At 65.3% G+C, this 23836-nt stretch carries 23 protein-coding genes and 2 other RNA genes; 8 read left to right on the top strand and 17 right to left on the bottom strand.

The genetic code is table 11. The annotated features are described in order from the left end of the window. Positions 1 to 10: 10 nt before the first annotated feature. The 13 genes from greA to RQH86_RS02955 form a co-directional block, all read right to left on the bottom strand. Positions 11 to 475, bottom strand: a complete 465-nt coding sequence (gene greA / locus RQH86_RS03015; protein ID WP_193552439.1) for a transcription elongation factor GreA — start codon at positions 473 to 475, stop codon at positions 11 to 13. An 8-nt stretch (positions 476 to 483) separates the two neighbouring features. Continuing rightward, entirely contained in the window at positions 484 to 3726 is a 3243-nt protein-coding gene (gene carB, locus RQH86_RS03010; RefSeq protein ID WP_115584436.1) for a carbamoyl-phosphate synthase large subunit, read from the bottom strand. Positions 3727 to 3734: 8 nt separating this feature from the next. Beyond that, a complete protein-coding gene (locus RQH86_RS03005; RefSeq protein WP_311239813.1) occupies positions 3735 to 4178 on the bottom strand; it encodes a hypothetical protein in 444 nt (147 codons plus the stop codon). Next, positions 4178 to 5353, bottom strand: coding sequence for a glutamine-hydrolyzing carbamoyl-phosphate synthase small subunit (gene carA / locus RQH86_RS03000; RefSeq protein ID WP_055846483.1), 1176 nt, complete (start codon positions 5351 to 5353; stop codon positions 4178 to 4180). The genes RQH86_RS03005 and carA overlap by 1 nt, the downstream gene beginning before the upstream one ends. Positions 5354 to 5593: 240 nt before the next feature. Next, complete coding sequence (gene dapB / locus RQH86_RS02995) at positions 5594 to 6310, bottom strand: 4-hydroxy-tetrahydrodipicolinate reductase (protein WP_055846480.1); 717 nt, start codon at positions 6308 to 6310, stop codon at positions 5594 to 5596. A 325-nt stretch (positions 6311 to 6635) separates the two neighbouring features. Continuing rightward, a non-coding RNA gene (locus RQH86_RS02990) (sX9 sRNA) lies at positions 6636 to 6711 on the bottom strand. A 65-nt stretch (positions 6712 to 6776) separates the two neighbouring features. Continuing rightward, the gene (locus tag RQH86_RS02985; protein ID WP_055846477.1) at positions 6777 to 7496 is read right to left on the bottom strand and encodes an MOSC domain-containing protein; all 720 of its coding nucleotides are present in this window, start codon (positions 7494 to 7496) and stop codon (positions 6777 to 6779) included. Next, positions 7493 to 8695: a PLP-dependent aminotransferase family protein gene (locus tag RQH86_RS02980; protein WP_055846475.1), complete on the bottom strand. Its 1203-nt coding sequence runs from the start codon at positions 8693 to 8695 to the stop codon at positions 7493 to 7495. The genes RQH86_RS02985 and RQH86_RS02980 overlap by 4 nt, the downstream gene beginning before the upstream one ends. Positions 8696 to 8763: 68 nt before the next feature. Then, positions 8764 to 8841: non-coding RNA, sX9 sRNA (locus RQH86_RS02975), on the bottom strand. Between the two features lie 93 nt (positions 8842 to 8934). After that, positions 8935 to 9435 carry a nuclear transport factor 2 family protein gene (locus RQH86_RS02970; RefSeq protein WP_311239814.1) on the bottom strand — a complete coding sequence of 167 codons (501 nt, stop codon included), beginning with the start codon at positions 9433 to 9435 and terminating at the stop codon, positions 8935 to 8937. A 60-nt stretch (positions 9436 to 9495) separates the two neighbouring features. Continuing rightward, entirely contained in the window at positions 9496 to 9750 is a 255-nt protein-coding gene (locus RQH86_RS02965; RefSeq protein ID WP_055846469.1) for a DUF6587 family protein, read from the bottom strand. Between the two features lies 1 nt (position 9751). Beyond that, positions 9752 to 11611, bottom strand: coding sequence for a ferrous iron transporter B (locus RQH86_RS02960; RefSeq protein ID WP_055846466.1), 1860 nt, complete (start codon positions 11609 to 11611; stop codon positions 9752 to 9754). Next, positions 11608 to 11856 carry a FeoA family protein gene (locus tag RQH86_RS02955; RefSeq protein WP_055846464.1) on the bottom strand — a complete coding sequence of 83 codons (249 nt, stop codon included), beginning with the start codon at positions 11854 to 11856 and terminating at the stop codon, positions 11608 to 11610. The genes RQH86_RS02960 and RQH86_RS02955 overlap by 4 nt, the downstream gene beginning before the upstream one ends. Positions 11857 to 11972: 116 nt before the next feature. Between RQH86_RS02955 and RQH86_RS02950 the strand changes: the two genes are divergently transcribed. The 6 genes from RQH86_RS02950 to RQH86_RS02925 all read left to right on the top strand — a co-directional run bounded on the left by RQH86_RS02950 (position 11973) and on the right by RQH86_RS02925 (position 16117). Then, positions 11973 to 12770 (top strand): enoyl-CoA hydratase-related protein, encoded by a 798-nt coding sequence (locus RQH86_RS02950; RefSeq protein ID WP_055846461.1) that lies wholly within the window; start codon positions 11973 to 11975, stop codon positions 12768 to 12770. Next, positions 12767 to 13156: a VOC family protein gene (locus RQH86_RS02945; protein WP_311239815.1), complete on the top strand. Its 390-nt coding sequence runs from the start codon at positions 12767 to 12769 to the stop codon at positions 13154 to 13156. Before RQH86_RS02950 ends, RQH86_RS02945 begins: the two co-directional genes overlap by 4 nt. Positions 13157 to 13262: 106 nt before the next feature. Then, positions 13263 to 14159, top strand: a complete 897-nt coding sequence (locus RQH86_RS02940) for a hydroxymethylglutaryl-CoA lyase (RefSeq protein WP_055846456.1) — start codon at positions 13263 to 13265, stop codon at positions 14157 to 14159. 139 nt (positions 14160 to 14298) lie between these two features. Further along, positions 14299 to 15069, top strand: a complete 771-nt coding sequence (locus RQH86_RS02935) for an SDR family oxidoreductase (protein ID WP_115527678.1) — start codon at positions 14299 to 14301, stop codon at positions 15067 to 15069. A gap of 101 nt (positions 15070 to 15170) precedes the next feature. After that, on the top strand, positions 15171 to 15737 hold the full coding sequence (gene yeiP, locus RQH86_RS02930) for an elongation factor P-like protein YeiP (protein ID WP_104615458.1): 567 nt from the start codon (positions 15171 to 15173) through the stop codon (positions 15735 to 15737). After that, entirely contained in the window at positions 15737 to 16117 is a 381-nt protein-coding gene (locus RQH86_RS02925; RefSeq protein ID WP_311239816.1) for a hypothetical protein, read from the top strand. The genes yeiP and RQH86_RS02925 overlap by 1 nt, the downstream gene beginning before the upstream one ends. A 249-nt stretch (positions 16118 to 16366) precedes the next feature. On the opposite strand, the gene RQH86_RS02920 is transcribed toward RQH86_RS02925, so the two are convergent. The 3 genes from RQH86_RS02920 to RQH86_RS02910 are packed head-to-tail and all read right to left on the bottom strand — an operon-like array spanning position 16367 to position 19996. Further along, positions 16367 to 18253, bottom strand: coding sequence for a DUF4105 domain-containing protein (locus RQH86_RS02920; RefSeq protein WP_311260616.1), 1887 nt, complete (start codon positions 18251 to 18253; stop codon positions 16367 to 16369). Further along, positions 18250 to 18543: a DUF2388 domain-containing protein gene (locus RQH86_RS02915; protein WP_011036997.1), complete on the bottom strand. Its 294-nt coding sequence runs from the start codon at positions 18541 to 18543 to the stop codon at positions 18250 to 18252. Before RQH86_RS02915 ends, RQH86_RS02920 begins: the two co-directional genes overlap by 4 nt. 34 nt (positions 18544 to 18577) lie before the next feature. Then, positions 18578 to 19996 carry an FAD-binding oxidoreductase gene (locus RQH86_RS02910; protein ID WP_311239557.1) on the bottom strand — a complete coding sequence of 473 codons (1419 nt, stop codon included), beginning with the start codon at positions 19994 to 19996 and terminating at the stop codon, positions 18578 to 18580. A 207-nt stretch (positions 19997 to 20203) separates the two neighbouring features. Here RQH86_RS02910 and serA point away from each other — a divergent pair, with 207 nt between their 5' ends. Next, positions 20204 to 21445: a phosphoglycerate dehydrogenase gene (serA, locus tag RQH86_RS02905; protein ID WP_311239558.1), complete on the top strand. Its 1242-nt coding sequence runs from the start codon at positions 20204 to 20206 to the stop codon at positions 21443 to 21445. A 186-nt stretch (positions 21446 to 21631) separates the two neighbouring features. Here the strand turns inward: serA and RQH86_RS02900 are convergent, their stop codons facing one another. Further along, positions 21632 to 22180, bottom strand: coding sequence for an NUDIX hydrolase (locus RQH86_RS02900; protein ID WP_311239584.1), 549 nt, complete (start codon positions 22178 to 22180; stop codon positions 21632 to 21634). Positions 22181 to 22356: 176 nt separating this feature from the next. Between RQH86_RS02900 and RQH86_RS02895 the strand changes: the two genes are divergently transcribed. Then, positions 22357 to 23829, top strand: coding sequence for an amino acid permease (locus RQH86_RS02895; protein WP_055846433.1), 1473 nt, complete (start codon positions 22357 to 22359; stop codon positions 23827 to 23829). Positions 23830 to 23836: the final 7 nt, after the last annotated feature.

Genomic DNA, 23836 nt, shown 5'->3' with positions numbered 1-23836 from the left:
CGTCAGTGCGTCAATCCAGATACGCGACGGTGACCACTTCGTACTCGCGTTGGCCGGCCGGCGCGTCGATGGTGACCGAATCGCCTTCCAGCTTGCCGATCAGGGCACGCGCCAATGGCGAGGAAATCGCGATCATGCCCATCTTGATGTCCGCCTCCAGATCGCCAACGATCTGGTAGCGCTTCTCTTCGTCGGTCTCGGTATCGGCCAGGGTCACGGTGGCGCCGAACACGATCTTGCTGCCGGCCGACAACTTGGTGATGTCGATGATCTCGGCATGCGAGAGCTCGCCTTCCAGCTGCTTGATGCGGCCTTCGATGAAGCTCTGCTGCTCGCGCGCGGCATGGTACTCGGCGTTTTCCTTCAGGTCGCCGTGCGCGCGCGCCTCGGCGATCGCACTGATCACCGCCGGACGCTTGACCGACTTCAACTGATCGAGTTCTTCGCGCAGGCGCAGCGCGCCCTTCGCGGTCATGGGTGCTCTCATGCTTCCAGCTCCTTGTGCAGTTCCTGCAGCGACCAGACAGGGCCGGTGCCGCGGAATTCCAGCGAATGCACCAGCGCCTTGGCGCCGGCGACAGTGGTCGAATAGGTCACGCGATGCTGCAGCGCTTCACGACGGATCGAGAACGAATCCGAGATGGCGGCGCGACCTTCGGTGGTGTTGACGATATAGACGATCTCGCCGTTCTTGATCGAGTCGACGATATGCGGGCGGCCTTCGGCCACCTTGTTAACGATCTCGCAGTTCAGCCCGTTCTGTTGCAGCCAGGCACCGGTGCCGCGCGTGGCCACCAGGGTGAAGCCGCGTTCCACCAACGCCTGCGCCACCGGCAGCACGCGCTTTTTGTCCGGGTCGCGCACCGAGACGAAGGCCTTGCCCACCGGCGGCGCCTTGATGCCGCCGGCCTCCTGCGCGCGCGCAAACGCGGCGCTGAAGCTGCGGCCCACGCCCATCACCTCACCGGTGGAACGCATCTCCGGCCCGAGGATCGGGTCCACGCCCTGGAACTTGGCGAACGGGAAGATCGCCTCCTTCACCGAGTAATAGTCCGGCACGATTTCCTTGGTGGCGCCCTGCTCGGCCAGCGTCTTGCCGGCCATGCAGCGTGCGGCGATCTTGGCCAGCGGGATGCCGATGGCCTTGGACACAAACGGCACGGTGCGCGAAGCACGCGGGTTCACTTCCAGCAGGAACACCACATCGTCGCCAGCCTCATCCACCTGCACCGCAAACTGGGTGTTCATCAGGCCAACCACGTTCAAACCTTCGGCCAGCATTACCACCTGACGACGCAGCTCGGCCTGGGTCTTGGGCGAGAGCGAATACGGCGGCAGCGAGCACGACGAGTCACCCGAGTGCACGCCGGCTTCTTCGATGTGCTCCATCAAGCCGCCGATCAGCACGTTGCCGTCCTTGTCGGCAATGATGTCCACGTCCACTTCCACCGCATTGTCGAGGAAGCGGTCCAGCAGCACCGGCGAATCGTTGGACACCTTCACCGCATCGCGCACATAGCGCGCCAGATCGGATTCGCCGTACACGATTTCCATGGCGCGGCCGCCCAGCACATAGCTCGGGCGCACCACCAGCGGGTAGCCGATCTCGCGCGCCAGCACCAGCGCTTCTTCCGGGTTGCGGGCAATACGGTTCGGCGGCTGCTTCAGGCCCAGCTTGTCGACCAGCTGCTGGAAACGCTCGCGGTCTTCGGCCAGATCGATCGAGTCCGGCGAGGTGCCGATCACCGGCACACCATTGGCTTCCAGCGCGCGCGCCAGCTTCAGCGGGGTCTGGCCGCCGTATTGCACGATCACGCCCTTGGGCTGTTCCAGCTCGACGATTTCCAGCACGTCTTCCAGCGTCAGCGGCTCGAAGTACAGACGGTCGGAGGTGTCGTAATCGGTGGAGACGGTTTCCGGATTGCAGTTGACCATGATGGTCTCGTACCCGTCGTCGCGCAGCGCCAGTGCCGCATGCACGCAGCAGTAATCGAACTCGATACCCTGGCCGATGCGGTTAGGGCCACCGCCCAGGATCATGATCTTGTCGCGATTGGTCGGCAGCGCTTCGCATTCGTCCTCGTAGGTCGAATACAGGTACGCGGTGCTGGTGGCGAATTCGGCCGCGCACGAGTCGACGCGCTTGTAGACCGGGCGAACCTTCAGCGCGCGACGCAGCGTGCGCACCGATTCTTCGTTGCTGCCGATCAGCTCGGCCAGGCGCGCATCGGAGAAACCGGCGCGCTTGAGCTTGCGCAGACGCGGCGCGTCCAGCGCGGCCATTCCATCGTCGGCCAGCTGCTGCTCGTGGCTGACGAGTTCTTCGATCTGATCCAGGAACCAGGGGTCGATGAACGACAGCGCATACACCTCGTCCACGCTCATGCCGGCGCGGAACGCATCGGCCACATAGAACAGACGCTCCGGGCCGGGGGCCTTGAGCTCGCGCTTGAGCGCAGCGATATCGTCTTCGCTGCCCAGATCCAGGCCGGTCGGGTCCAGCCCGATCTTGCCGGTTTCCAGGCCGCGCAGCGCCTTCTGCAGCGATTCCTGGAAGGTGCGGCCCATCGCCATCACCTCGCCCACCGACTTCATCTGCGTGGTCAGGCGCGCATCGGCCTGCGGGAATTTTTCGAACGCAAAGCGCGGAATCTTGGTGACTACATAATCGATCGACGGCTCGAACGAAGCCGGGGTCAACCCACCGGTGATCTCGTTGCGCAATTCGTCCAGCGTGTAGCCCACCGCCAGCTTGGCGGCGACCTTGGCGATCGGGAAACCGGTGGCCTTGGACGCCAGCGCCGACGAACGCGACACCCGCGGATTCATTTCGATCACCACCACCCGGCCATTGGTCGGGCTGATGCCGAACTGCACGTTGGAGCCGCCGGTATCCACGCCGATCTTGCGCAGCACTGCAATGGACGCATCGCGCAGGCGCTGATATTCCTTGTCGGTGAGCGTTTGTGCCGGCGCCACGGTGATCGAGTCGCCGGTGTGCACGCCCATCGGGTCGAGGTTTTCGATCGCGCAGACGATGATGCAGTTGTCCGCGGTATCGCGCACAACCTCCATCTCGAATTCCTTCCAGCCCAGCACCGATTCTTCCACCAGCACTTCGGTGGTCGGCGACAGTTCCAGGCCGCGGCCGACGATATCGATCAGTTCTTCGCGGTTGTAGGCGATGCCGCCACCGCTACCGCCCAGGGTGAAGCTGGGGCGGATGATGGTCGGGTAGCCGACGCGGGTCTGGATATCCAGCGCTTCTTCCAGCGTATGCGCCACTTCGGCCTTGGGGCAATCCAGGCCGATTTCGCCCATCGCCACGCGGAACAACTCGCGGTCTTCGGCCATGCGAATCGCTTCGCGCTTGGCGCCGATCAGCTCGACGTTGTACTTCTCCAGCACACCGTGGTCGGCCAGGTCCAGCGCGCAGTTCAGCGCGGTCTGCCCGCCCATGGTCGGCAGCAGCGCATCGGGCTTTTCCTTGGCGATGATCTTTTCGACCGTCTGCCAGTTGATCGGCTCGATATACACCGCATCGGCCATGTCCGGGTCGGTCATGATCGTGGCCGGGTTGCTGTTGACCAGCACCACGCGGTAGCCCTCGTCGCGCAGCGCCTTGCACGCCTGCGCGCCGGAGTAATCGAACTCGCAGGCCTGGCCGATGACGATCGGGCCGGCGCCGATGATCAGAATGGTTTTTAGGTCGGTGCGCTTTGGCATGGGGGTCCTCAGTAAAGTCGGTCCTGCCACGCCGCAGGGGCGCGCCAGGTAATCTGGTTGGGCGATCGGGCATCGATCGCACCATGGTCGACCGCGGCGCGAACCTCTCGCTGCATCGCGGCCCAGCTCGGAGCGGCCGCGCCAATGCGCGCGCCGATCGTGTTGTTGTGGGCATCCATCGCCCGACTGGCGTTGCCCTGCCCGCCGCGCTCCATCACCGCCGTCACCAAATCCACGCAACGCGGGGACAAGGTGTAGGCGACGATGGCGCTTGCAAGGCTGTGCCGATACGCATCGGCCGGGCCGTTGCGTCCACCTGCCAGCCCAGCGCCGAGCCACTGCGAATACACCGCAACCAGCACGAACGCCGGATAGGCCGCCAGCGCCAGCGCCGCCAACACGTACACACGCCAACGGCGCGGTCGCGACGGCAGAGCCAGCGACGCCATCATCAGGCCCTGGCCGCCATCAACGCGGTAAACCGGTCGAACAACGGCCCCACATCGCGCGGGCCCGGCGAAGCTTCCGGGTGGCCCTGGAACGAGAACGCCGGTGCGTCGGTCAGGGCGATGCCCTGGTTGGTGCCATCGAACAGCGAGCGATGGGTGACCCGCACATTGGCCGGCAGTGTGGTTTCGTCCACCGCAAAGCCATGATTCTGCGAAGTGATCATCACCCGCCCGCCATCCAGATCCTGCACCGGGTGATTGGCGCCGTGGTGGCCGGTGGTCATCTTCACCGTCTTCGCGCCGGCGGCCAACGCCAGCAGCTGATGGCCCAGGCAGATGCCGAAGGTGGGCATCTTCTGCGCGATCAGTTCCTTGATCGCGGCAATCGCGTAATCGCAGGGTTCCGGGTCGCCCGGGCCGTTGGACAGGAACACGCCATCGGGCTGCATCGCCAGCACCTCGGCCACCGGGGTCTGCGCCGGCACTACGGTGACGTCGCACCCGCGCTCGGCCAGCATGCGCAGGATGTTGAGCTTCACGCCGTAGTCGTAGGCCACGACCTTGAACGTGCGTCCTTCGACAGAGTTCGCACCTGCATCTGCGGACTTGCCACTATTCAACGCACCGAGGCCGAGAAAGGCGTCGGAGTTCAGATCGAGCGAGCCTTCCTGCCAGGTGTAACGCGTCTCGGTGGAGACCACCTTGGCCAGATCCATGCCCTTCAGGCCGGGGAACTTGCGCGCGGCTTCCAGCGCCTTTTCGACGTCGATCTCGCCGGCCATCAGCGCGCCGTTCTGGGCGCCCTTCTCGCGCAACAGGCGGGTCAGCTTGCGGGTGTCGATGCCGGAGATGGCGACTACGCCGCGGGCCTGTAGCCACTCCGGCAAGGCCACCTGGCTGCGCCAGTTGCTGGGGCGGCGCGGCACATCGCGCACGATCAGGCCGGCGGCCCAGATCTTGCGGGCTTCGTCATCCTGGTCGGTAAAGCCGGTATTGCCGATGTGCGGATAGGTCAGCGTGATCATCTGGCGGGCGTAGGAGGGATCGGTCAGGACTTCCTGATAGCCGGTCATGGCGGTGTTGAACACCACTTCACCGACAGAAAGCCCGGTGGCGCCTACGGATTCGCCCTCGAACACGGTGCCGTCTTCGAGGACAAGGATTGCGGGTTGGGTCACGTGGGGGTCTCGCTCTGGCTGCCTGGGACTCCGATGCGCTTCCGGCCAAATTCCGGTTGCAGCAAAGCGCGGACGCGGTGCTGGGGACCGGTCCGACGCTGGTTCGGGCAAGCGAGAATTGTAAAGGCAAGTGCCCCGGCTTGCCAGCCTGCAGCGCAGTCAATGCGCCGGGCGCATCGCAACGGCGGCATGAATACGCCGCGCAACCGTGCAATTGTTCATACGCGGTTGCGCGATGTCTTACAGCACCAGGTCGCGTACCCGGTAGCTGCCGGCCGGCCGGCCAATCAGGCGTTTGGCCGCGTGCAGGGCGCCGCGCGCGAAGATGTCGCGATTGGTGGCGCGGTGCACCAGCTCGACGCGCTCGCCCAGCCCGGTGAACTGCACCGTGTGCTCGCCGACGATATCGCCGGCCCGTAGGCTGGCAAACCGCGGCTGCGCCCCGCTGCCGGTGGCAGCTTCGCCCAGCGTCAATGCGGTACCGGATGGCGCGTCCTGTTTGTGGACGTGATGCGCTTCGATGATGTCGCAATCCCACCCTGGCAAGGTGCCGGCGGCACGCTCGACCAATTCGGTGAGCACCGCGACACCCAGGCTGAAGTTGGAGGCCCACACCAACGGAATCTGTTGCGCAGCATCGCGCAGCGCGGCGCGTTGCGCCTCGTCCAACCCGGTGGTGCCGGACACCAGCGGCTTACCGCGTTGCGCGCACAGCGCCAGGATCGGCGCAAAGCCTTGCGGCAGGCTGAAGTCGATGGCCACATCGAAGGCTGGTGCACCGCCCAGTTCGCTGGCGGCAAAGAACGGCACGCCGTCCACCACGCGCTGCGATGGCGAGCGCCCTACCACCGCGCCGACGACATGCAACGCGTCGTCTTCAGCCGCCAGGCGCAGCAATGCCTTGCCCATCCGCCCGGAGGCGCCGTGGATCAACACTTTTACAGGGGACGTTGTCATGCCCGCAGGCTAGCGAGGCGGTGGAGGTTGCACAAGGTGCGGGAATCGGGAATCGGGATTGGGGAATCGTCAGAGCGGTGTGTGCGGTCTGAGCGATTGTTGGGGATGTCGTGGTTTGGTGGATGTGGAGCCGCTTGTGGCTTGTCGTGTTGACGTTTGCAGTGGCGCCGCGGCTGGCTGCGCGCATCTGTGGAGACTGCGCGTGCTCGGCGATGCGCTTGGGCCTTCAGCGCCGCCGCAGCGCGTGACGTTAGCTTTGCGCTGATTTTTGCGCGGTTGGCTAGCGGCCAATCACTGACCGCAGAGCGCGACGACTGCCCGGAGCGGCTAACAAAACGTAGCGAGCAGTGCACAGCTGGGTGTGCACGGCGCGCAGCAACCGACGCGTGCGAGTCGTACAAGAGAATTCCGAGCACCGGCCGCGCCCGCCTGGAGGTGAGCACGGTGGTTTTTTGTTAGCTGCTCTTTATTCGTCGACGCCGGTCAGGCGCCTGCTCCAGCTCTCCACTTCGCTGCGCTGCAGGCGGCGCTCGAACAAGGCCTGCCACGACGGCACCAACGGAAGACGTAGCAGCTCGGTGATGGCCGCGACATCGACTTCGCGTGCATACAGCACCTGCTGTACCCGCGACAGGCTCCACTTCGGATGCGGCCGCTCCTGCAGTGTCAGCGTGTCGCCGGAGGCCACGGCACCGGGCTGCAGTACGCGGTAATACCAGCCGGTGCGGCCGGTTTCCTGCACCCGGCGCGCCATGTCGCGCACACCGAAGCGGTCCGACAGCTTCCAGCACGGTTGACGCAGCTGCGAGACCTCCACCACGGCCGTGCCCAACCTAAAGCGATCGCCAAGGCAGACCGTGGCCTCGGTCAGGCCGGTGCTGCTCAGGTTCTCGCCGAACGCGCCGGCCGCTTCCAGCAGTGCATGCGCGCCAATCTCGTTGCGCCAGGCAGCGTAGTGGTCGCGCGGATAATGATGAATCGCCTTGTCCGGCCCGCCATGCACGCGCCGGTCGCCCTGCTCGTCGCCTTGCAAGCCTTCGACACCGACTTGCAGCGACCCGTGCACGACGCGCTTGTCGATCGCGCTGCGGCTACCGGGGCGGGTGAAGTCGCGCGCAACACCAATTGCGACGCTATCGATGTGCGTGGCAACCGGCGCTTGCGACACCAACGCAGGCGATGTCATGCGCCCTGCCCTGGCAGTTCGGCCAGCGCCTCGCGTAGCACCTCACCCAGCACCTGGATGCCGGCATCGATCTTCTCGCCCGGCACGGTGACGAACGACAGCCGCAGCGTGTTGACTTGCGGCAAGGTCGCAAAGAACGGCGCACCCGGCACGAAGGCGACATTGCGTGCGATCGCACGCGCCAGCAGCACGGTGCCATCCAGACCCGGCGGCAGCGTCACCCAGAGGAACATGCCGCCTTCGGGGCGGTTCCACTGCACCTGCGCCGGGAAGTGGCGGTCCAACGCGTCCAGCATGAGACTGCACTGCCGCGCGTACAGCGCGCGGATCTGCGGGATATGCGTGTCGAGAAAGTCGTCCTGCAGCGTCTGATACACCATGCGCTGGGTGAACGAAGGCGTATGCAGATCGGCCGCCTGCTTGGCCTGGATTAGCTTGCCCAGCACCGCCTCCGGCGCGACGACATACCCCAACCGCAACCCGGGCGCCAACACCTTGGAGAACGAGCCCATGTAGATGACGCCTTCCGGGTTCATCGACAGCAGGCTCGGCAGGGGTTCGCCGCTGTAGTACAGCTCGCCGTACGGGTCGTCTTCGACGATCGGCACACCGGCCTCGGCCGCACGCGCGACCAGCGCCTGACGTCGCGCCAATGGCAGGCGACGACCAGTGGGATTCTGAAAATTGGGCAGGCAATACAGAAAGCGCGCATCGGCCAGCAGCGCCGGATCCAGCGCATCCACCACCACGCCATCGTCGTCCGATGGCATGCCGACAAACGCTGGTTGGAACAGCGAAAACGCCTGCAATGCGCCCAGATAGCTCGGCGTCTCCACCAGCACCTTGCTGCCTTCGTCGATGAACACCTTGCCGAGCAGATCCAGGCCTTGCTGCGAGCCGGTGGTGATCAGCACCTGGCTGGGCCGGATCGTGGCGCCATCGCGACTCAAGCGCGCGGCCACCCATTCGCGCAATGGCGCATAGCCTTCGGTGGGGCCGTATTGCAACGCTGCCTGCGGCGCATCGCGCAACACCTGATCGCTGGCCGCGCGCATGCGCTCGACCGGAAAGGTCGCCGGCGATGGCAGACCGCCGGCGAAGGACGTCACCTCCGGCCGCTCGGTCACCTTGAGGATTTCGCGAATCGCCGAACTGGTCAGCGCCTGCGCACGTCGGGAGATCTGGAAGGAGGTCGTCATACCGCAAGCATACCCAACGCCCGTAATGCAGGCGCTGTGCACTGCAGCGTGCGTGCTGCGATGTAGAGCGCTGACAGAACGTGGCGAGCCGTCGTCAGGTGGGTGTGGACGGCCGCGCCTAGAACCGGAGCGGACGAGTGGACACTGCCGCACCGAGCATCGGCCGCGCCCAACTGGCGGTGCGCGCAGTCGCGTCGTTAGACGGTCTTGGCGGCAGTAGAAGGCACCGTGGTTACCGGCTACCGATACGCCGGACCAACCCAGGCGGTGCCTTCGCTACGCGTGATCAAGGTCTTCCAGCGCTTGCGCACCACCTTGTCGCGCGAACGGAAAGTCATGCGCAGACCCGGCAGGCCGAGCGTTGCGCGTGTTTCGACCATCGCCGATTGCTCATCGGGCGCGATCTCGATCTTGGTAATCGAATGCTTGTAGTCCATCAGTTCTTCCGGCTCCGCCACAGAGCGCATCTGCTGCAGCACCTGTGCCCACTCGCCGTTGGACTTGCAGTACTTGGCGCGATTGACGGTCTCGCGTTTCTGATGGGAGTCCATGCGGTACAGCACCACCATTTCGAATTCCGGCGCGGTCATGGCGCAGAGCGCCTCACCATCCTGACTCACCATCGCCTTGTCGTGCGCCGCGTAGAAATCGCGCACCTGCGTCTCGTCGAGCGCGTCGCCGCCATAGTTGTACAACCCCGCAACCGCGGCCAAAACCGCCAACAACACCAGCAAACGCATGTACTGCCCCCTGTCACGCCGCGTCCTGCGGCCGTGCAAGTTTAACCGAGGCGAACGGGATCAGTGCTTGCGTGTTGGCACTGGGCCGCAACTGTCGCAACCACCGCAGGCCGCACTGCTTTGCGTGGCCGGCGGCGCCACGCGTCTCCCCAGGGTCTGCATCCAGGCCGGTCGCCCATCGCGCAGCAACGCGAGTGCCAGCGCGCCGCGCATGCGTCGCAAGGCGCTCGGGAATTGCTTCTTCATCACCACCCAAAGACTGACCAGCACTGCGATAGCGATGACCACGTATTGCAGGGTGAGCGAAAGATCCATGTCAGCCGGCGCCAAACAACACGGCCAGCTGGTAGGTCACCAGCGAGGCCAGATACGCCAGTGCGAACAGGTAGACCGCACTGATGGTCATCTGCTTCCACGAGTTGGTTTCGCGCTTGATCGTGGCCAGGGTGGAGATGCACATCGGCGCGTAGATGTACCAGACCAGCAGCGACAGCGCGGTGGCCAGCGACCAGCCGTCGCTGATCAGCGGCGACAAGGCCTGCGCCGCTGCGTCGTCATCGGCAGCCGACAACGCATAGACGGTGGCCAGCGACGCCACCGCCACTTCGCGCGCGGCCAGGCCGGGAATCAACGCGATGCAGATCTGCCAGTTGAAGCCCAGCGGCGCGAAGAACACCGCCATCGCGTGGCCGATGCGGCCGGCAAAGCTGTAGTCGATCGGCGGCAAGGTCGCATTGGCCGGCGCGGCCGGGAACGACAGCAGGAACCACAGCAGAATGGTCAGCGCCAGGATGATGCCGCCGACGCGCTTGAGAAAGATCACCGCGCGTTCCCACAAGCCCAAGGCCAGGTCGCGCAGCTGCGGCACTCGGTACGACGGCAGCTCCAGCATCAAGGGATGCTCGCTTTTGTCGCGACGCCACTTCTTCATGGTCCACGACACCAGCAACGCGCTGACGATGGCGGCGGCATACAGGGCGAACAGGATCAGCCCCTGCTGATTGAAGATGCCCCACACGGTTTTCTGCGGAATGAACGCACCGATCAACAGCGCGTACACCGGCAGGCGCGCCGAGCACGTCATCAATGGCGCGACCATAATGGTGGCAAGGCGATCGCGCGGGTCCTGGATGCTGCGCGTGGACATGATGCCCGGCACCGCGCACGCAAAGCTCGACAGCAACGGAATGAACGAGCGCCCGGACAAGCCGGCTGCCGCCATCATGCGATCAAGCAGGAATGCCGCACGCGGCAGATAACCGGATTCTTCCAGTGCCAGGATGAAGGCGAACAGGATCAGGATCTGCGGCAGGAACACGATCACCCCGCCCAGACCGGCAATGATGCCGTCCTTGAGCAGACTGTTGAGCGGGCCCTCCGGCAGCGTGGTGCCCACCCATTCGCCCAGCAATGCGGTGCCGGCATCGATCAGGTCCATCAGCGGCGTGGCCCAGGCGTACACCGCCTGGAAGATCAGGAACATCACCACCGCCAGCGTCACCAGCCCCCAGATCGGGTGCAGCAGCCAGCGGTCCAGCGCATCGTCCACGCGCGAGGTCCGCGTCGGCATGGTCACCGCCGCGCTCAGGATCTGCCGCACCTGCGAATGGTAGTTGCCGTCGGCAGGCGGCGTGGCGGTCGGTGCCGCCAGGCTGGCGGCCTGCGCATCGATGCGCTCGACCAGAGCCTTGGCGCCACCGCGCCGCACCGCAACGGTCTCCACCACCGGCACGCCGAGCGCCTGCTCCAGCGCCGGCAGATCGATCACGATGCCACGCCGTTGCGCGGCGTCGACCATGTTCAGTGCCACGATCATCGGCCGCCCCAACTCGCGCAGCTCCAGCGCAAAGCGCAGATGCAGGCGCAGGTTGGTGGCATCCATCACGCACACCAGCACGTCCGGCGCCGGCTCGCCGGGGTAGAAACCACGGCACAGGTCGCGGGTGATCGCTTCGTCCAGGCTGGCCGGTTGCAGGCTGTAGGCGCCTGGCAGATCGAGCACCGCAAAGTCGCGACCGGACGGCGCACGGAAATGCCCTTCCTTACGCTCGACGGTGACGCCGGTGTAGTTGGCTACCTTCTGGCGACTGCCGGTCAGCTGGTTGAACAGCGCGGTCTTGCCGCTGTTGGGGTTGCCCACCAGCGCCAAACGCAGCGGCACGGCCGCCGCATTCATGCCGATGCTCCGTCTGTCCGCACCTGCACGCGCGCGGCCTCGCTGCGGCGCAGGGCAAAACGCGTGTAGCCCACCTGCACCAGCAACGGTTCGCGGCCGACCGGCCCGGTGGCCAGCACGGTCACTTCCTCGCCTGCGACAAACCCCAGCTCGCGCAGGCGCCGGGCGATCGTGTCGTTGGGGAGACGATCCTCCACGGAGTCCACGATGGCGGCGCGATGCAAAGGCATGTCGGACAGCGTCACAAAGACGGCCTGATTGTTAGGAATGGTTCTCAATTCTAGCATCGACGCACCGCGTCATGGCTCCGGCGACCCGTGCCGCTATCATGGTTCGCATCCCATTCATGGACGTATGCGCAATGCAGGACACCGGCTTGATCGTTGAGGACCAGGGACCGGTCCGCAGCTTGCGACTGCACCGCCCGACCGTCCACAACGCCTTCGATGCGACATTGATTGCCGCGTTGACCGACGCACTGCAGCAGGCCGGCACGGCGGCGCACATTCGCGTGGTGATCCTGACCGGTGACGGCGGCGCCTTCTCTGCCGGCGCGGACCTGCACTGGATGCGCGGCATGGCCACCGCCAGCGAGGCCGAGAATGCCGCCGATGCACTGGCGCTGGCGCGCCTGATGCGCACGCTCGACGAACTGCCCAAACCCACCATCGCGCGCGTCAATGGCGCAGCCTTCGGCGGCGGCGTGGGGCTGGTGGCGTGCTGCGATATCGCCATCGGCTGCACCGAGGCGCGCTTCGGCCTGACCGAGAGCAAGCTCGGGCTCTTGCCCGCGGTGATTTCGCCGTATGTCATCGCCGCCATCGGCGCACGCCAGGCGCGCCGCTGGTTCGCCACCGGCGAGATCTTCGACGCCGGCACCGCGCAGTTGTTGGGGCTGCTGCATCAACTGGTGGCAGCCGATCAACTGGATATCGCGGTGGAGCGGCAGGTGCGCCTGCTGCTGGCGGCCGCGCCGCTGGCCGCCAGCACGGCCAAGTCGCTGGTCCGCTCGGTGCTGCCGGCCGCCGACCGCGATGCCATCGATGCCGCCAATGCCGCGTGGATCGCCCGCTTGCGCGTCTCGCCCGAAGGCCAGGAGGGCCTGGGCGCATTCCTGGAAAAACGCTCGCCGGCCTGGATGCCGGAGAACGCGGCATGAGCGTGATCGATCATGTGGGACTTGCATGCAGCGACCTGGGCGCCAGCGTGGCGTTCTATCAGGCCGCATTGGCTCCTTTGAACATTGCATTGATCACGGAGCTGAGTGCAGAACAAACAGGCACCCGCGCCCACGCCGGCTTCGGTATCGAGCGGCCATTTCTCTGGCTGGGCGCCGCCCCACAGGCGCCGGGCAATACGCATCTGGCGTTGGCCACCACCCACCGCGCCGAGGTCGATGCGTTTCATCGGGCTGCGCTCGCTGCAGGCGGCCGCAACCATGGTGCACCTGGCCTGCGCACGCAGTATCACCCTGACTATTACAGCGCTTTCGTACTCGACCCCGATGGCAACAACATCGAAGTGGTCTGTCACCGCGCCGCATGAGCACGTTAACGATGTCTTTCACTGATGATTGTCGACGCACCGCAGCGACCGTGCGCGGTGTGGTGTTGGTCGCTGTTCGTACTACTGCAGGCAGCGGGGCTCGCGCATGAGCGACTTCGTGCGCATTGTCGAGGTCGGCCCGCGCGATGGGCTGCAGAACGAGGCGCAACCGATCGCCACTGCCGACAAGATCGCGTTGATCGATCGGTTGTCGGCCACCGGCCTGCGCACCATCGAGGCGACCAGCTTCGTCAGCCCGCGCTGGGTGCCGCAGCTGGCCGACGCAGCCGAGGTCTTCGCCGGCATCGCCCAGGCGCCAGGCATCGCCTATCCGGTGCTGGTGCCGAACCTGCAGGGTTACACCCGTGCGCAGGCAGCCGGCGCGCAGGAAGTGGCGGTCTTCACCGCAGCGTCGGAGGCCTTCAACCGCACCAATACCAATGCCGGTATCGACGAATCGATCGAGCGGTTCCGGCCGATCCTTGCACAGGCTGCCAGCGACGGCGTGCGCGTGCGCGGCTACGTCTCCACGGTGCTGGGTTGCCCGTATCAAGGCGAGGTGCCAGTGGCCGACGTGGTGGACGTCGCGCAGCGGCTGTACGCGCTGGGCTGCTACGAAATTTCGCTGGGCGACACCATCGGCGTCGGCACCCCGCGCAAGGCGCGCCAGATGCTGGCCGCGGTGGCTGAGGTGGTGCCGATGCACGCACTAGCTGTGCATTTCCACGACACCTATGGGCAGGCGCTGGCCAATATCGCGGCCTGCCTGGAACAAGGCGTGCGCGTGGTCGATGCCGCGGTGTCCGGCGCCGGTGGTTGCCCGTACGCCAAGGGCGCCAGCGGCAATGTCGCCAGCGAAGACGTGGTGTATCTGCTGCACGGCTTGGGCATCTCGACCGGGATCGACCTACCTGCCCTCGCCCACACGGGCCGCTGGCTGGCGCAGCTACTGGGCCGCGACACCGGCAGCAAGGTCGGCAAGGCGCTGGCGGCCGCCGGCTGACACCGCGCTGCTGCCGTTGCAGCGCCAGCGTCCACCGGCACGATCGCGCAAAGGCTTCGGCTAGAATTGCCGGCCGCCTCGTCCACCGTTCGCGTGCCGGCATCCGCCGCCATGCTTGTCTCTACCAGGGAACCACCGCATGCAGCCATCTTCTGTTCTTGCCGTCATCACCGGTGGCGTGTCCGGCCTGGGCCTGGCAGTGGCGCAGCGCATCGTGGCCGACGGCGGCAAGGTTGCGTTGTTCGACGTCAATGCCGACAAGGCCGATGCGGCGCTGGCCTTGCTGGGTGCCGGCAACGCGCATTACTTCGCCACCGATGTCACGGATGAGGCGCAGGTTGCCGCCAATATCGCGCAGGCCGCGCAAGCGCTGGGCGGGCTGAATCTTGCGGTGAATTGCGCCGGCATCCTCGGCGCCGGCCGTGTGCTGGGCAAGGAGGCGCCGATGCCGCTGGCGACCTTCCGCACCACCGTGCTGGTCAACCTGGTCGGCAGCTTCAATGTCGCCAAGGCCGCGGCCGATGTGATGCAGCACAACGCTGCCGGCGACGATGGTGAGCGCGGGGTGATCATCAACACCGCCTCGGTGGCCGCCTATGAAGGCCAGATCGGCCAGGCGGCCTATGCCGCCAGCAAGGGCGGCGTGGTCAGCATGACCCTACCGATGGCGCGCGAACTGGCGCGCTTCGGCATCCGCGTGATGACGATTGCACCGGGCGTGTTCTGGACCCCGATGGTCGACGGCATGCCCGAGGCCGTGCAGCAATCGCTGTCCGCCTCCATCCCGTTCCCCTCGCGCCTGGGTCAACCCGACGAATACGCCGACACCGTCGCCTTCATCCTGCGCAACCGCTACCTCAACGGCGAAACGATTCGCCTGGATGGCGGCGTGCGGTTGGCGCCCAAGTAGGCCGGGAATGGGGAATCGAGAATGGGGAATCGCAATGGCGCCCTACTCTCAGCACCCCGCTACCGGCTTTTCCAATTCCCCATTCCCTACTCACGATTCCCATGAAAGCTAACGACATCAAGAAAGGCAACGTCGTCGAATACAACGGCGGCATTTACCAGATTCGCGACATCGAGCGCAGCTCGCCGCAGGGACGCGGAGGCAACGTGCGCTTCCGCTTCATCATGTACAGCGTGCCGGGCGGCGTAAAAACCGATGCCAGCTTCGATGCCGACGACAATCTGCCCGAAGTGGAACTGCTGCGTCGCCTGTCCACGTTTTCGTACAAGGATGGCGAAGCGTTCGTGTTCATGGACGACGAAGATTTCACGCCTTACACCCTGGACGCCGATGTGATCGGCACCGATGCCGGCTACATCACCGATGGTCTGACCGGCATCTATGTGCAGGTGATCGACGACCAGCCGGTGGCGGTGCAGTTGCCGCAGACGGTGACGCTGGAAGTGATCGAGACGCCACCGGAGCTCAAGGGCGGCACCGCCACCAAGCGTCCCAAACCGGCCAAGCTCAACACCGGCATGGAAATCATGGTGCCCGAGTACATCACCAACGGTGAGCGCGTGCTGGTCAACACCACCACCGGCGAATTTGCCGGCCGCGCCGACTGATGCGTCGCCTGGCCGTTGCCCTGACGTTGGGGCTGCTGGCTGCCTGCACCACGGAACCGGCCCCTGCGCCGGCCTCCGCTGCGGTCGCCTGCACCGATCCCAAGGTGGAAGACGAATGGCTGCAACATCCGGCAGGCCTGTGCGGCATGCCGAAGGATGTGCGCAAGCTGGTGGAGGACTACGACACCTGCGAACACTTCGCCGGCGAAGAGCCCTACGACGCCGACCGTCGCCACGAAATCGAAGTAGCGATTGCGCAGTTCTGCACACCCGCACCGGCACGCCTTGCCAAGCTGATGCAGCGGTACCGCAACGATGCGCAGGTGAGCCAGTGGTTGCGGCAATACGCCACCCAGGCGGAGTTGCAGCCGGCAACTTGAGCAGTGCGTGCGAGAGATGTACCGGTTTGCTGCGCACTCGATGGCAGCAAGCCGCTCCTCCACGGCGAAACATGCTGAAGAGCGCGTATTTTTCGTTGTTTTTTGTGCGGGAACGCTACGTGTGCGCGGTCGCCGGCAACGAATCGCTCGCTCTGTCTAGAAGCGCCACTTAGTCGCACGCCCGTCCGGTTCTCGGCTGCACTTGCACAATGCCTGCAGCGCCATCACCAACCGACGCAGACGCCAACCTTATTGCTCGCCAAGCGCCTGCTGCGCCGGCACGGCCGCAGCTGCCTGCACCGGCTGTGCAAGCACCCGCAGTCGTGCACGCAGTCTTTCCACGTTCGCCTCGCCCTGCTCCAGACCGGTACGCAACTCGGCTGGCAACTGTTGTCGGCCCAAGGCCTGCAATTGCTTCCAGCCATCGGCCAGACCGCCGCTTGCCTGGGCGACCTGCGCGCTCAGGCGCTGTTGCTCGTCGGCCTGCGGCAGTCCGTAGCCGGGGCCATCGAAACCGGAGCCATCGAGAAGCGCCGCCGGGTGACTGAGCTGCGCCTGCCGGGCGAACAGACTCTGCAGCTGCTCCTGCACTGCTGCACGCTCGGCAATGCCGGGCCGCAACAGGTGCTTGAGCGCATCGCGCGCCACCAGCTCCTGTCGCCGTAACGCGGCTTGTTCCAGCAGCAATGCGGCTGCGGTTTCGCGCAAGCCACCGCGCTCGAACCACTGCGCGCGTGCATCAGGCGCGGCATCCAGCCATTGCGCCACACTCGTCTGCGGCACCGGGATACCGCGTCGAAGCACATCGAACATGGCCTGATAGTGCGCGGCAGCCGATTCGAAGTAATAGCCCTGACGCGTGGCCTGCGCGCGGTCGTCCAGCACGCGCAGATCGGCAAGGCCAGCGTGCTGCAGGCGCTGGCGCACGCCACGCGGAGTGATCGACGACAGGCCGGCTGCGGCCAGACGCGGCACCCCGTCGTGCAACAACTTGTAGGTTTCCACCGCGCAGTTGTTGCTGATGAAGTAATAGCGCCCGTCGTAGCTCCAGTGCACCTGCGCGGCGCGCGTCAGCAAAGCGGCGATCTCATCCGGGCTCAGCGCCAGCGGCACCGACGACAGGGCACGCAGTTCTACCTTGGTGTATTCGTCGATGACCTGGTTCAACGGCAGCACGAACAGCCGCGACGGATACGAGCCGGTCAGCCCACGCCAGCTGGAGATCTGCACATCACCGACGAACGCACGAAACGACAGCACGCGGTGATACTGCAGATCCAGCCGGCACGCCGGCCCTGGCACGCGACCTGGCGCGCAGATCACCAGCCGCAACATGCTGTGGCCCCAGCGACTCATCGGCTGCTCGTTGCCTTCGGCAAGCAGATAGTCCACCGCATAGACCCGCGATGGGTCCAGCGTCAGCAACGACATCGCACCGGCATCGTTGTCGGCCTGCAGATACGGCAAGGTCGGCGCGCATGTTGCCGCCTCCTGCGGCGGCCCTAGCCGCTCGGAAAACCACGCCGCCAGCGCGGGACGGCGGCAGGCATAGTCCGCATCCAGCACGTAATGCTCGAGATTGACCGCAACGAATTCGGCCGGGCTATGTCGCTCGTACGCATCGGGACTACGGTCGCTGAAGCGGTTTGCGCCGCGTCCGATCCGCCAGGGACGCACCTGCCAGCCGGCAAGGTCGCGCAGGCGTGGGTCGCGCGACAAGCTGCTGCCGGTGCCACGGTCGCGCACATGCGCCAGTTCGTGCACCACCGCTGCCATCGCCGCCCGCGTGGCTGGCGCGCCGATGTCTGAGCGTGCGCTGGCGGACTGCACGCTCCAGGCTTGCAACAACGCATGATCGAGCAGAATGCGATTGCCAATCGCGCGGCCGTGCACCTGCGCCGGCAGATCGCGGCGCCACTGCAATTGAATGGGCGCCGCGTCGCGCCCTACCCAGCCCGGCGGCAAGCGCTGTAAGACTTGCTGCACCAGCGCCTGGCTGGCAGCGCGCTCTAACGGAGTCAACTCCGATGCGACAACCGTCACCTGCAGCTTAGGCGAAAGCTGCGGTTGGGCTTGCGCCGCCGGTGCGATCGCTGCGGCCAGCCACAGCCATGCGCACCGGCGGCGACGATTCACTGCGCCAGGATGGACTGAGCCAGTTCCAGATCGCTGGACACACGCGCCGCATCGCTGCGACTGCGCAATTGCAGCAACGCCGCTTCCAGACGCGCGCCGCGAATGGCGCCATCGCTGGCGACAAAGCCGGCCGCATCTTCGCGTGCGTCGGCAACCACCTTGTCGTCGCCGGAACTGCTGCTGTTGGACGAACCGGCGGACGATGCACCGGCCGAAGTACCCGCAAGACTGGATGCGGCGGCTGCCAGCGGCAGCAGGGTCAAAGCACAAAACACCAGAGAGCGCATCATCGGCATGTCGATTCCATGTGAGGTGATGAAGAGACTACCCGGCAGGCGTCGCGCCGGGCACGTTGTCCATGTCGAACAGCTTGCCGGGATTCAGCAAAAGCTGAGGATCCAGCACATGTTTGACGCCACGCATCAGCGCGATTTCTGCGGCAGAGCGGGTGCTCCCCAGGTACGGCTTCTTGACCAGGCCAATGCCGTGTTCGGCGGAAATGCTGCCGCCAAAGCGCTGCAACGCGTGCGCCAGCACCTTGGTGACCTGATCGCAGGCCGTCACAAAATCAGCCTGACTGGTGTCGTCGGGCTTGAGCACATTGATATGCAGGTTGCCGTCGCCGATATGACCAAACCACACCACATCGAAGTGCGGATACGCCTCGCCAAGCAATGTCTGGGTTTCGGCCAGAAACGCCGGCATTGCCGAGATGCGCACCGACACGTCGTTCTTGTACGGCGTATATCGCGCCACCGCTTCGGTGATGCCCTCGCGCAGCCGCCACAGTTGTGCGGCCTGCGCATCGCTCTGGCTGATCACCCCGTCGCTGACCCAGCCCTGCTCCATGCAGGTTTCAAACGCAGCCATCGCGGCAGCTTCCTGCGCTGCATCGCCGGCCGCGAACTCGGTGACCACGTAATACGGGTGGACCTCGGCAAACGGTGCCTGCGCGCCGTGCGCGAGCACGTGCTCCAGCGCGCGGTCGGTGAAGAACTCGAACGCTTCCAGCCGCAGCTGCGCGCGAAACGCGGCAAACACCTGCATCAAGACCTCGAACGAGGGCAGTGCCAGCAGCATCACATTGCTCGGCGGCGGTGGGTCGGTCAGCCGCAGCGTCGCTTCGACCACGATGCCGAGCGTGCCTTCGGAACCGATCATCAGATGACGGAAATCGTAGCCACTGGAATTTTTCACCAACGCATTGTTGAGCTCGAGCAACTCGCCGCCGCCGGTGACCACTTTCAAACCGGCCACCCATTCGCGCGTGTTGCCATAGCGGATCACGCGAATGCCACCGGCATTGGTGGCGATGTTGCCGCCGATCGAGCAGGACCCGCGTGCGGCGAAATCCACCGGATACACCAGCCCGCGGTCGCGCGCGGCGTTGTGCACTGCTTCCAGCGGCATGCCGGCCTGCACGGTGAGCGTGCGATCCACTGCGTTGAAGTCCAGCGGCTTGTTCAAGCGTTCCAGGCTGAGCACCAGCTCGCCGTTGGCGGCCACCGCGCCACCGGACAAACCGGTACGGCCGCCCGATGGCACCACCGCCACGCCTTGCGCATTCGCCCATTGCACCACGGCCTGCACTTCTTCGACCGAGCCTGGCAGTGCAATGGCCAGCGGGTTGGGCGTCCAGCGCCGGGTCCAGTCGCGGCCGTAATGCTCCAGGTCGGCCGGCTCGGTCTTCAAACGCAATGCCGGCACGGCCTGTTGCAACGAAAGAATGCGGGGATCGGTCATGGGGCACGGCGCGGCAGTAGGAACCGCACAGCGTGCCAGTGCGCGCCGGCCTCGTCCAGTTGCGCCGTGGTGCGCTTGCGCTGCGTTGGATTCAGCTGAAACCGTTGCAGCGCAAGGGATTGCCGCGTGCAACCCATGCATGGCGAGCGCCCAATCCGGCACCTCATCTGGCATAGTTGCCGACCCGATTGCTGCAATGCGCTCCCCATGTCGCCGAAGAGAACCTCGTTTCCCAAGCAGGACATCCGCGTCCTGTTGCTGGAAGGCAGCAGCCCGACCGCCGTGGATGTATTCCGCGCCGCCGGTTATTCGCAGATCGAATTGCACGCCAAGTCGTTGCCCGAAGACGAGCTCATCGCGCGCATCGCCGACGCGCATATCGTGGGCATCCGCTCGCGTACGCAGTTGAGCGCCGAGGTGCTGGCGCATGCCAAGCGGCTGATGGCGGTGGGTTGCTTCTGCATCGGCACCAATCAGGTCGACCTGGATGCGGCCGAGCTGGCCGGCATTCCGGTGTTCAACGCGCCCTACTCCAACACCCGCAGCGTGGCCGAGCTGGTGATCGCCGAGGCGATCCTGCTGCTGCGCGGCATCCCGCAGAAAAATGCCGAATGCCATCGCGGCGGCTGGTCCAAATCGGCTGCTGGCAGCCACGAAACGCGCGGCAAGGTGCTGGGCATCGTCGGCTACGGGCACATCGGCACCCAGGTTGGCGTGCTGGCCGAGTCCTTAGGGATGCAGGTGATCTTCCACGACATCGAAACCAAGCTGTCACTGGGTAACGCCCGTGCGGCGATCGATCTGGACGACCTGCTGGCGCGCTCGGACGTGGTGACGCTGCACGTGCCGGAGACGCCATCCACCAAGGACATGATCGGCGCGGCAGAAATCGCCCGCATGAAGCCTGGCGCGCACCTGATCAACGCCTCGCGCGGCACCGTGATCGACATCGACGCGCTGGATGCGGCACTTACCTCGGGCCAGATCGGCGGCGCGGCGGTGGACGTGTTCCCGGTCGAGCCCAAGGGCAACGGCGATGCATTCGAATCGCCGTTGATCGCGCACGACAACGTGATCCTGACCCCGCACGTGGGTGGCAGCACGCTGGAAGCGCAGGACAATATCGGCATCGAAGTGGCCGCCAAGCTGGTGCGCTACAGCGATAACGGCAGCACCTTGTCGGCGGTGAATTTCCCGGAAGTGACGCTGCCCGAGCACCCCGACAGCCTGCGACTGCTGCATATCCACCGCAACGTGCCGGGTGTGCTGTCCAAGATCAACGAGCTGTTCTCGCGCCACAACGTCAACATCGACGGCCAGTTCCTGCGTACCGATGCCAAGGTCGGCTATGTGGTGATCGACGTCAGCGCCAGCGAGGCGCAGGCCACCGCGCTGAAGGAAGGCTTGGCCTTGATCGAAGGGACATTGCGGACGCGGATTTTGTATTGATCGGTTGGTACAGGAGCGGCCCTCATCCGGCGCTTTGCGCCACCTTCTCCCGCCAGCGGGAGAAGGGAGTGCAGGTCATCCTTCTCCACCTGCCCGCTTCTCCCGCTTGCTGCCGCCTGCTCCCTTCTCCCGCCTGCGGGAGAAGGTGCCCGCAGGGCGGATGAGGGCGCACTCCCTGAGCACCCGTCACACGCCTCGGGCCACCCACTTCTCGGCCATACGCCGCATCGACGGATCCAGCTCTGGCTCGGCGAGCAGCTCGGTAATCGGGCGCCACGCCAGGGCCAGCGATTCTTCGCTGACTTCGAACGCTTCGTCCGTGCCTGCGACCACCACGTAACGCGCGTCGAAATGCCAGTGCCCCGCCACCTCGCCGCGTGCGGAGATCCAGTGGCGGTCCAGGTCGAACAGCTCGGTATCTGCCAGCCGCAAACCGGTCAGACCGGACTCTTCTTCGGCTTCGCGCAACGCCACCTGCGCCAGATCGCGGTCGCCGTCGGCGTGGCCGCCCAGCTGCAACCAGCGCTGCAACTTGCGGTGGTGGGTCAGCAGCGTGCGGCTGCCGTCGGCGCTGACCACCCAGGCCGAGCCGGTGAAATGACCTTCGACACGCTCGCGCACGAACGGATCGTTGGCATCGTCCAGCAGCTGCACGAACTGGTCGGTCACCTCGGCCTCGTCCGGCCAACGTGCGCGGTAGGCAGCCAGTCGCTGCCGCAGGGTTGCATCCACCATCGGTCGTTCTCGGTTGCGCATGGATCAGCGACCATTATCGCCATTCATGCTGCGTACGCGCTTGTCGTGAGCGTGTAGCTTTGGCAAGGTAGGCCGCTTGCCTGTCCCATTGGGATGCGGCGCACACCTTCGCCCAGGCGCGCGCGCCTTCGTTCTGCCACTTAGGGATGTACCGAATGCTGAAGTCTCTGTTGAGGGTCAAACCGATCGAGCCCGCTGGACATGTGGATGCGGGCGAACCGGTCGAAGGCGGCCTGCAGGGCGAAGCGACGCTACAACGGACCCTCACCGCCAAGCACCTGATCATGCTCGGCATCGGCGCAGTGATCGGCGCCGGTATCTTTGTGATGACCGGCCAGGCGGCTGCCAGCCATGCTGGGCCAGCGGTGATGCTGTCGTTCGTCTTCGCGGGCATCGCCTGTACGTTTGCTGGCCTGTGCTACGCCGAATTCGCGGCGATGATGCCGGTCTCCGGCAGCGCGTACTCCTACTCGTACGCCACGCTTGGCGAAGGCGTCGCCTGGTTCATTGGCTGGTGCCTGGTATTGGAGTATCTGTTTGCAGGGTCAAGCGTCGCGGTGGCATGGTCTGCCTATCTGATCAGCTTCATCACCGGGACGCTGGGTCTTCCATTCCCGACAGAGCTGACCAACGCCCCGCTTGCCTGGATCAATGGCAAGTTCGTGGCCTCTGGCAACATCCTCAATCTGCCTGCCGTGCTCATCGTGGCTGCTGTGAGTGGGTTGTGCTACGTCGGCATTACCCAGTCAGCCTTCATCAACGCGATTGTCGTTGCGATCAAGATCGCAGTGATCTGCCTGTTTGTCGGCTTCGGCGCGGCATATGTCGACCCGGCTAACTGGCATCCCTTCATTCCCGAAAATACTGCGCCCGGCGTATTTGGCTGGAGCGGCGTGTTCCGCGCTGCCTCGATCGTGTTCTTTGCCTACATTGGCTTCGATGCGGTATCGACCTCAGCCGGTGAAACCAAGGATCCGCAACGCAACATGCCGATCGGTATCTTAGGCTCGCTGGCGGTGTGCACCATCATCTACATCATCGTCTGCGCAGTGCTGACAGGTTTGATGCCCTATACCCAGCTCGGCACCGCCAAGCCGGTGGCCACCGCGCTGGAAGCGCACCCGCAATTGAGCTGGCTCAAGACCGCGGTGGAGATCGGCGCGATCGCCGGCCTGTCCTCGGTGGTGCTGGTGATGCTGATGGCGCAGCCGCGCATCTTCTACACCATGGCCAAAGATGGATTGATGCCCAAGCTGTTCGGCAAGGTGCATCCGAAGTTCCATACGCCGTATGTCGGCACCGTGATCGTCGGCGTGGTCGCCGCATCACTAGCCGGGTTGATCCCGCTCAGCGTGCTGGGCGAACTGGTGTCGATGGGCACCCTGCTTGCCTTCGCCACCGTATGCGCCGGCGTGATGGTGCTGCGCTTCACCAAGCCCGAGCTGGAGCGTCCGTTCCGGGTACCGCTGGCGATGATAATTTGCCCGTTGGGTACGCTTGCGTGCCTGGCCCTGTTCTTCCAGGCCTTCCAGGAGCACTGGAAGGTGTTTGTGGGCTGGACCGTGATCGGCCTGTTCATCTATTTCGGCTATGGCATCCACCATAGCCGTCTGGCCCGCAAGGCCTGACCCTCTC

It is taken from the genome of Xanthomonas sp. WCS2018Noco2-27, from assembly GCF_031843525.1.
Taxonomy (GTDB): Bacteria; Pseudomonadota; Gammaproteobacteria; order Xanthomonadales; family Xanthomonadaceae; genus Xanthomonas.
The sequence above is the reverse complement of the archived record's forward strand: the minus strand, read 5'-3'. Positions and strand labels throughout refer to the sequence as shown.

What these genes read in the sequence shown, in the direction of transcription:
- greA (WP_193552439.1), bottom strand. Translation starts at nt 475, where the DNA reads ATGACCGCGAAGGGCGCGCTGCGCCTGCGCGAAGAACTCGATCAGTTG.
- carB (WP_115584436.1), bottom strand. Translation starts at nt 3,726, where the DNA reads ATGCCAAAGCGCACCGACCTAAAAACCATTCTGATCATCGGCGCCGGC.
- RQH86_RS03005 (WP_311239813.1), bottom strand. Translation starts at nt 4,178, where the DNA reads ATGATGGCGTCGCTGGCTCTGCCGTCGCGACCGCGCCGTTGGCGTGTG.
- dapB (WP_055846480.1), bottom strand. Translation starts at nt 6,310, where the DNA reads ATGACAACGTCCCCTGTAAAAGTGTTGATCCACGGCGCCTCCGGGCGG.
- RQH86_RS02985 (WP_055846477.1), bottom strand. Translation starts at nt 7,496, where the DNA reads ATGACATCGCCTGCGTTGGTGTCGCAAGCGCCGGTTGCCACGCACATC.
- RQH86_RS02980 (WP_055846475.1), bottom strand. Translation starts at nt 8,695, where the DNA reads ATGACGACCTCCTTCCAGATCTCCCGACGTGCGCAGGCGCTGACCAGT.
- RQH86_RS02970 (WP_311239814.1), bottom strand. Translation starts at nt 9,435, where the DNA reads ATGCGTTTGCTGGTGTTGTTGGCGGTTTTGGCCGCGGTTGCGGGGTTG.
- RQH86_RS02965 (WP_055846469.1), bottom strand. Translation starts at nt 9,750, where the DNA reads ATGGATCTTTCGCTCACCCTGCAATACGTGGTCATCGCTATCGCAGTG.
- RQH86_RS02960 (WP_055846466.1), bottom strand. Translation starts at nt 11,611, where the DNA reads ATGAATGCGGCGGCCGTGCCGCTGCGTTTGGCGCTGGTGGGCAACCCC.
- RQH86_RS02950 (WP_055846461.1), top strand. Translation starts at nt 11,973, where the DNA reads ATGCAGGACACCGGCTTGATCGTTGAGGACCAGGGACCGGTCCGCAGC.
- RQH86_RS02945 (WP_311239815.1), top strand. Translation starts at nt 12,767, where the DNA reads ATGAGCGTGATCGATCATGTGGGACTTGCATGCAGCGACCTGGGCGCC.
- RQH86_RS02940 (WP_055846456.1), top strand. Translation starts at nt 13,263, where the DNA reads ATGAGCGACTTCGTGCGCATTGTCGAGGTCGGCCCGCGCGATGGGCTG.
- RQH86_RS02935 (WP_115527678.1), top strand. Translation starts at nt 14,299, where the DNA reads ATGCAGCCATCTTCTGTTCTTGCCGTCATCACCGGTGGCGTGTCCGGC.
- yeiP (WP_104615458.1), top strand. Translation starts at nt 15,171, where the DNA reads ATGAAAGCTAACGACATCAAGAAAGGCAACGTCGTCGAATACAACGGC.
- RQH86_RS02925 (WP_311239816.1), top strand. Translation starts at nt 15,737, where the DNA reads ATGCGTCGCCTGGCCGTTGCCCTGACGTTGGGGCTGCTGGCTGCCTGC.
- RQH86_RS02915 (WP_011036997.1), bottom strand. Translation starts at nt 18,543, where the DNA reads ATGATGCGCTCTCTGGTGTTTTGTGCTTTGACCCTGCTGCCGCTGGCA.
- RQH86_RS02910 (WP_311239557.1), bottom strand. Translation starts at nt 19,996, where the DNA reads ATGACCGATCCCCGCATTCTTTCGTTGCAACAGGCCGTGCCGGCATTG.
- serA (WP_311239558.1), top strand. Translation starts at nt 20,204, where the DNA reads ATGTCGCCGAAGAGAACCTCGTTTCCCAAGCAGGACATCCGCGTCCTG.
- RQH86_RS02900 (WP_311239584.1), bottom strand. Translation starts at nt 22,180, where the DNA reads ATGGTGGATGCAACCCTGCGGCAGCGACTGGCTGCCTACCGCGCACGT.
- RQH86_RS02895 (WP_055846433.1), top strand. Translation starts at nt 22,357, where the DNA reads ATGCTGAAGTCTCTGTTGAGGGTCAAACCGATCGAGCCCGCTGGACAT.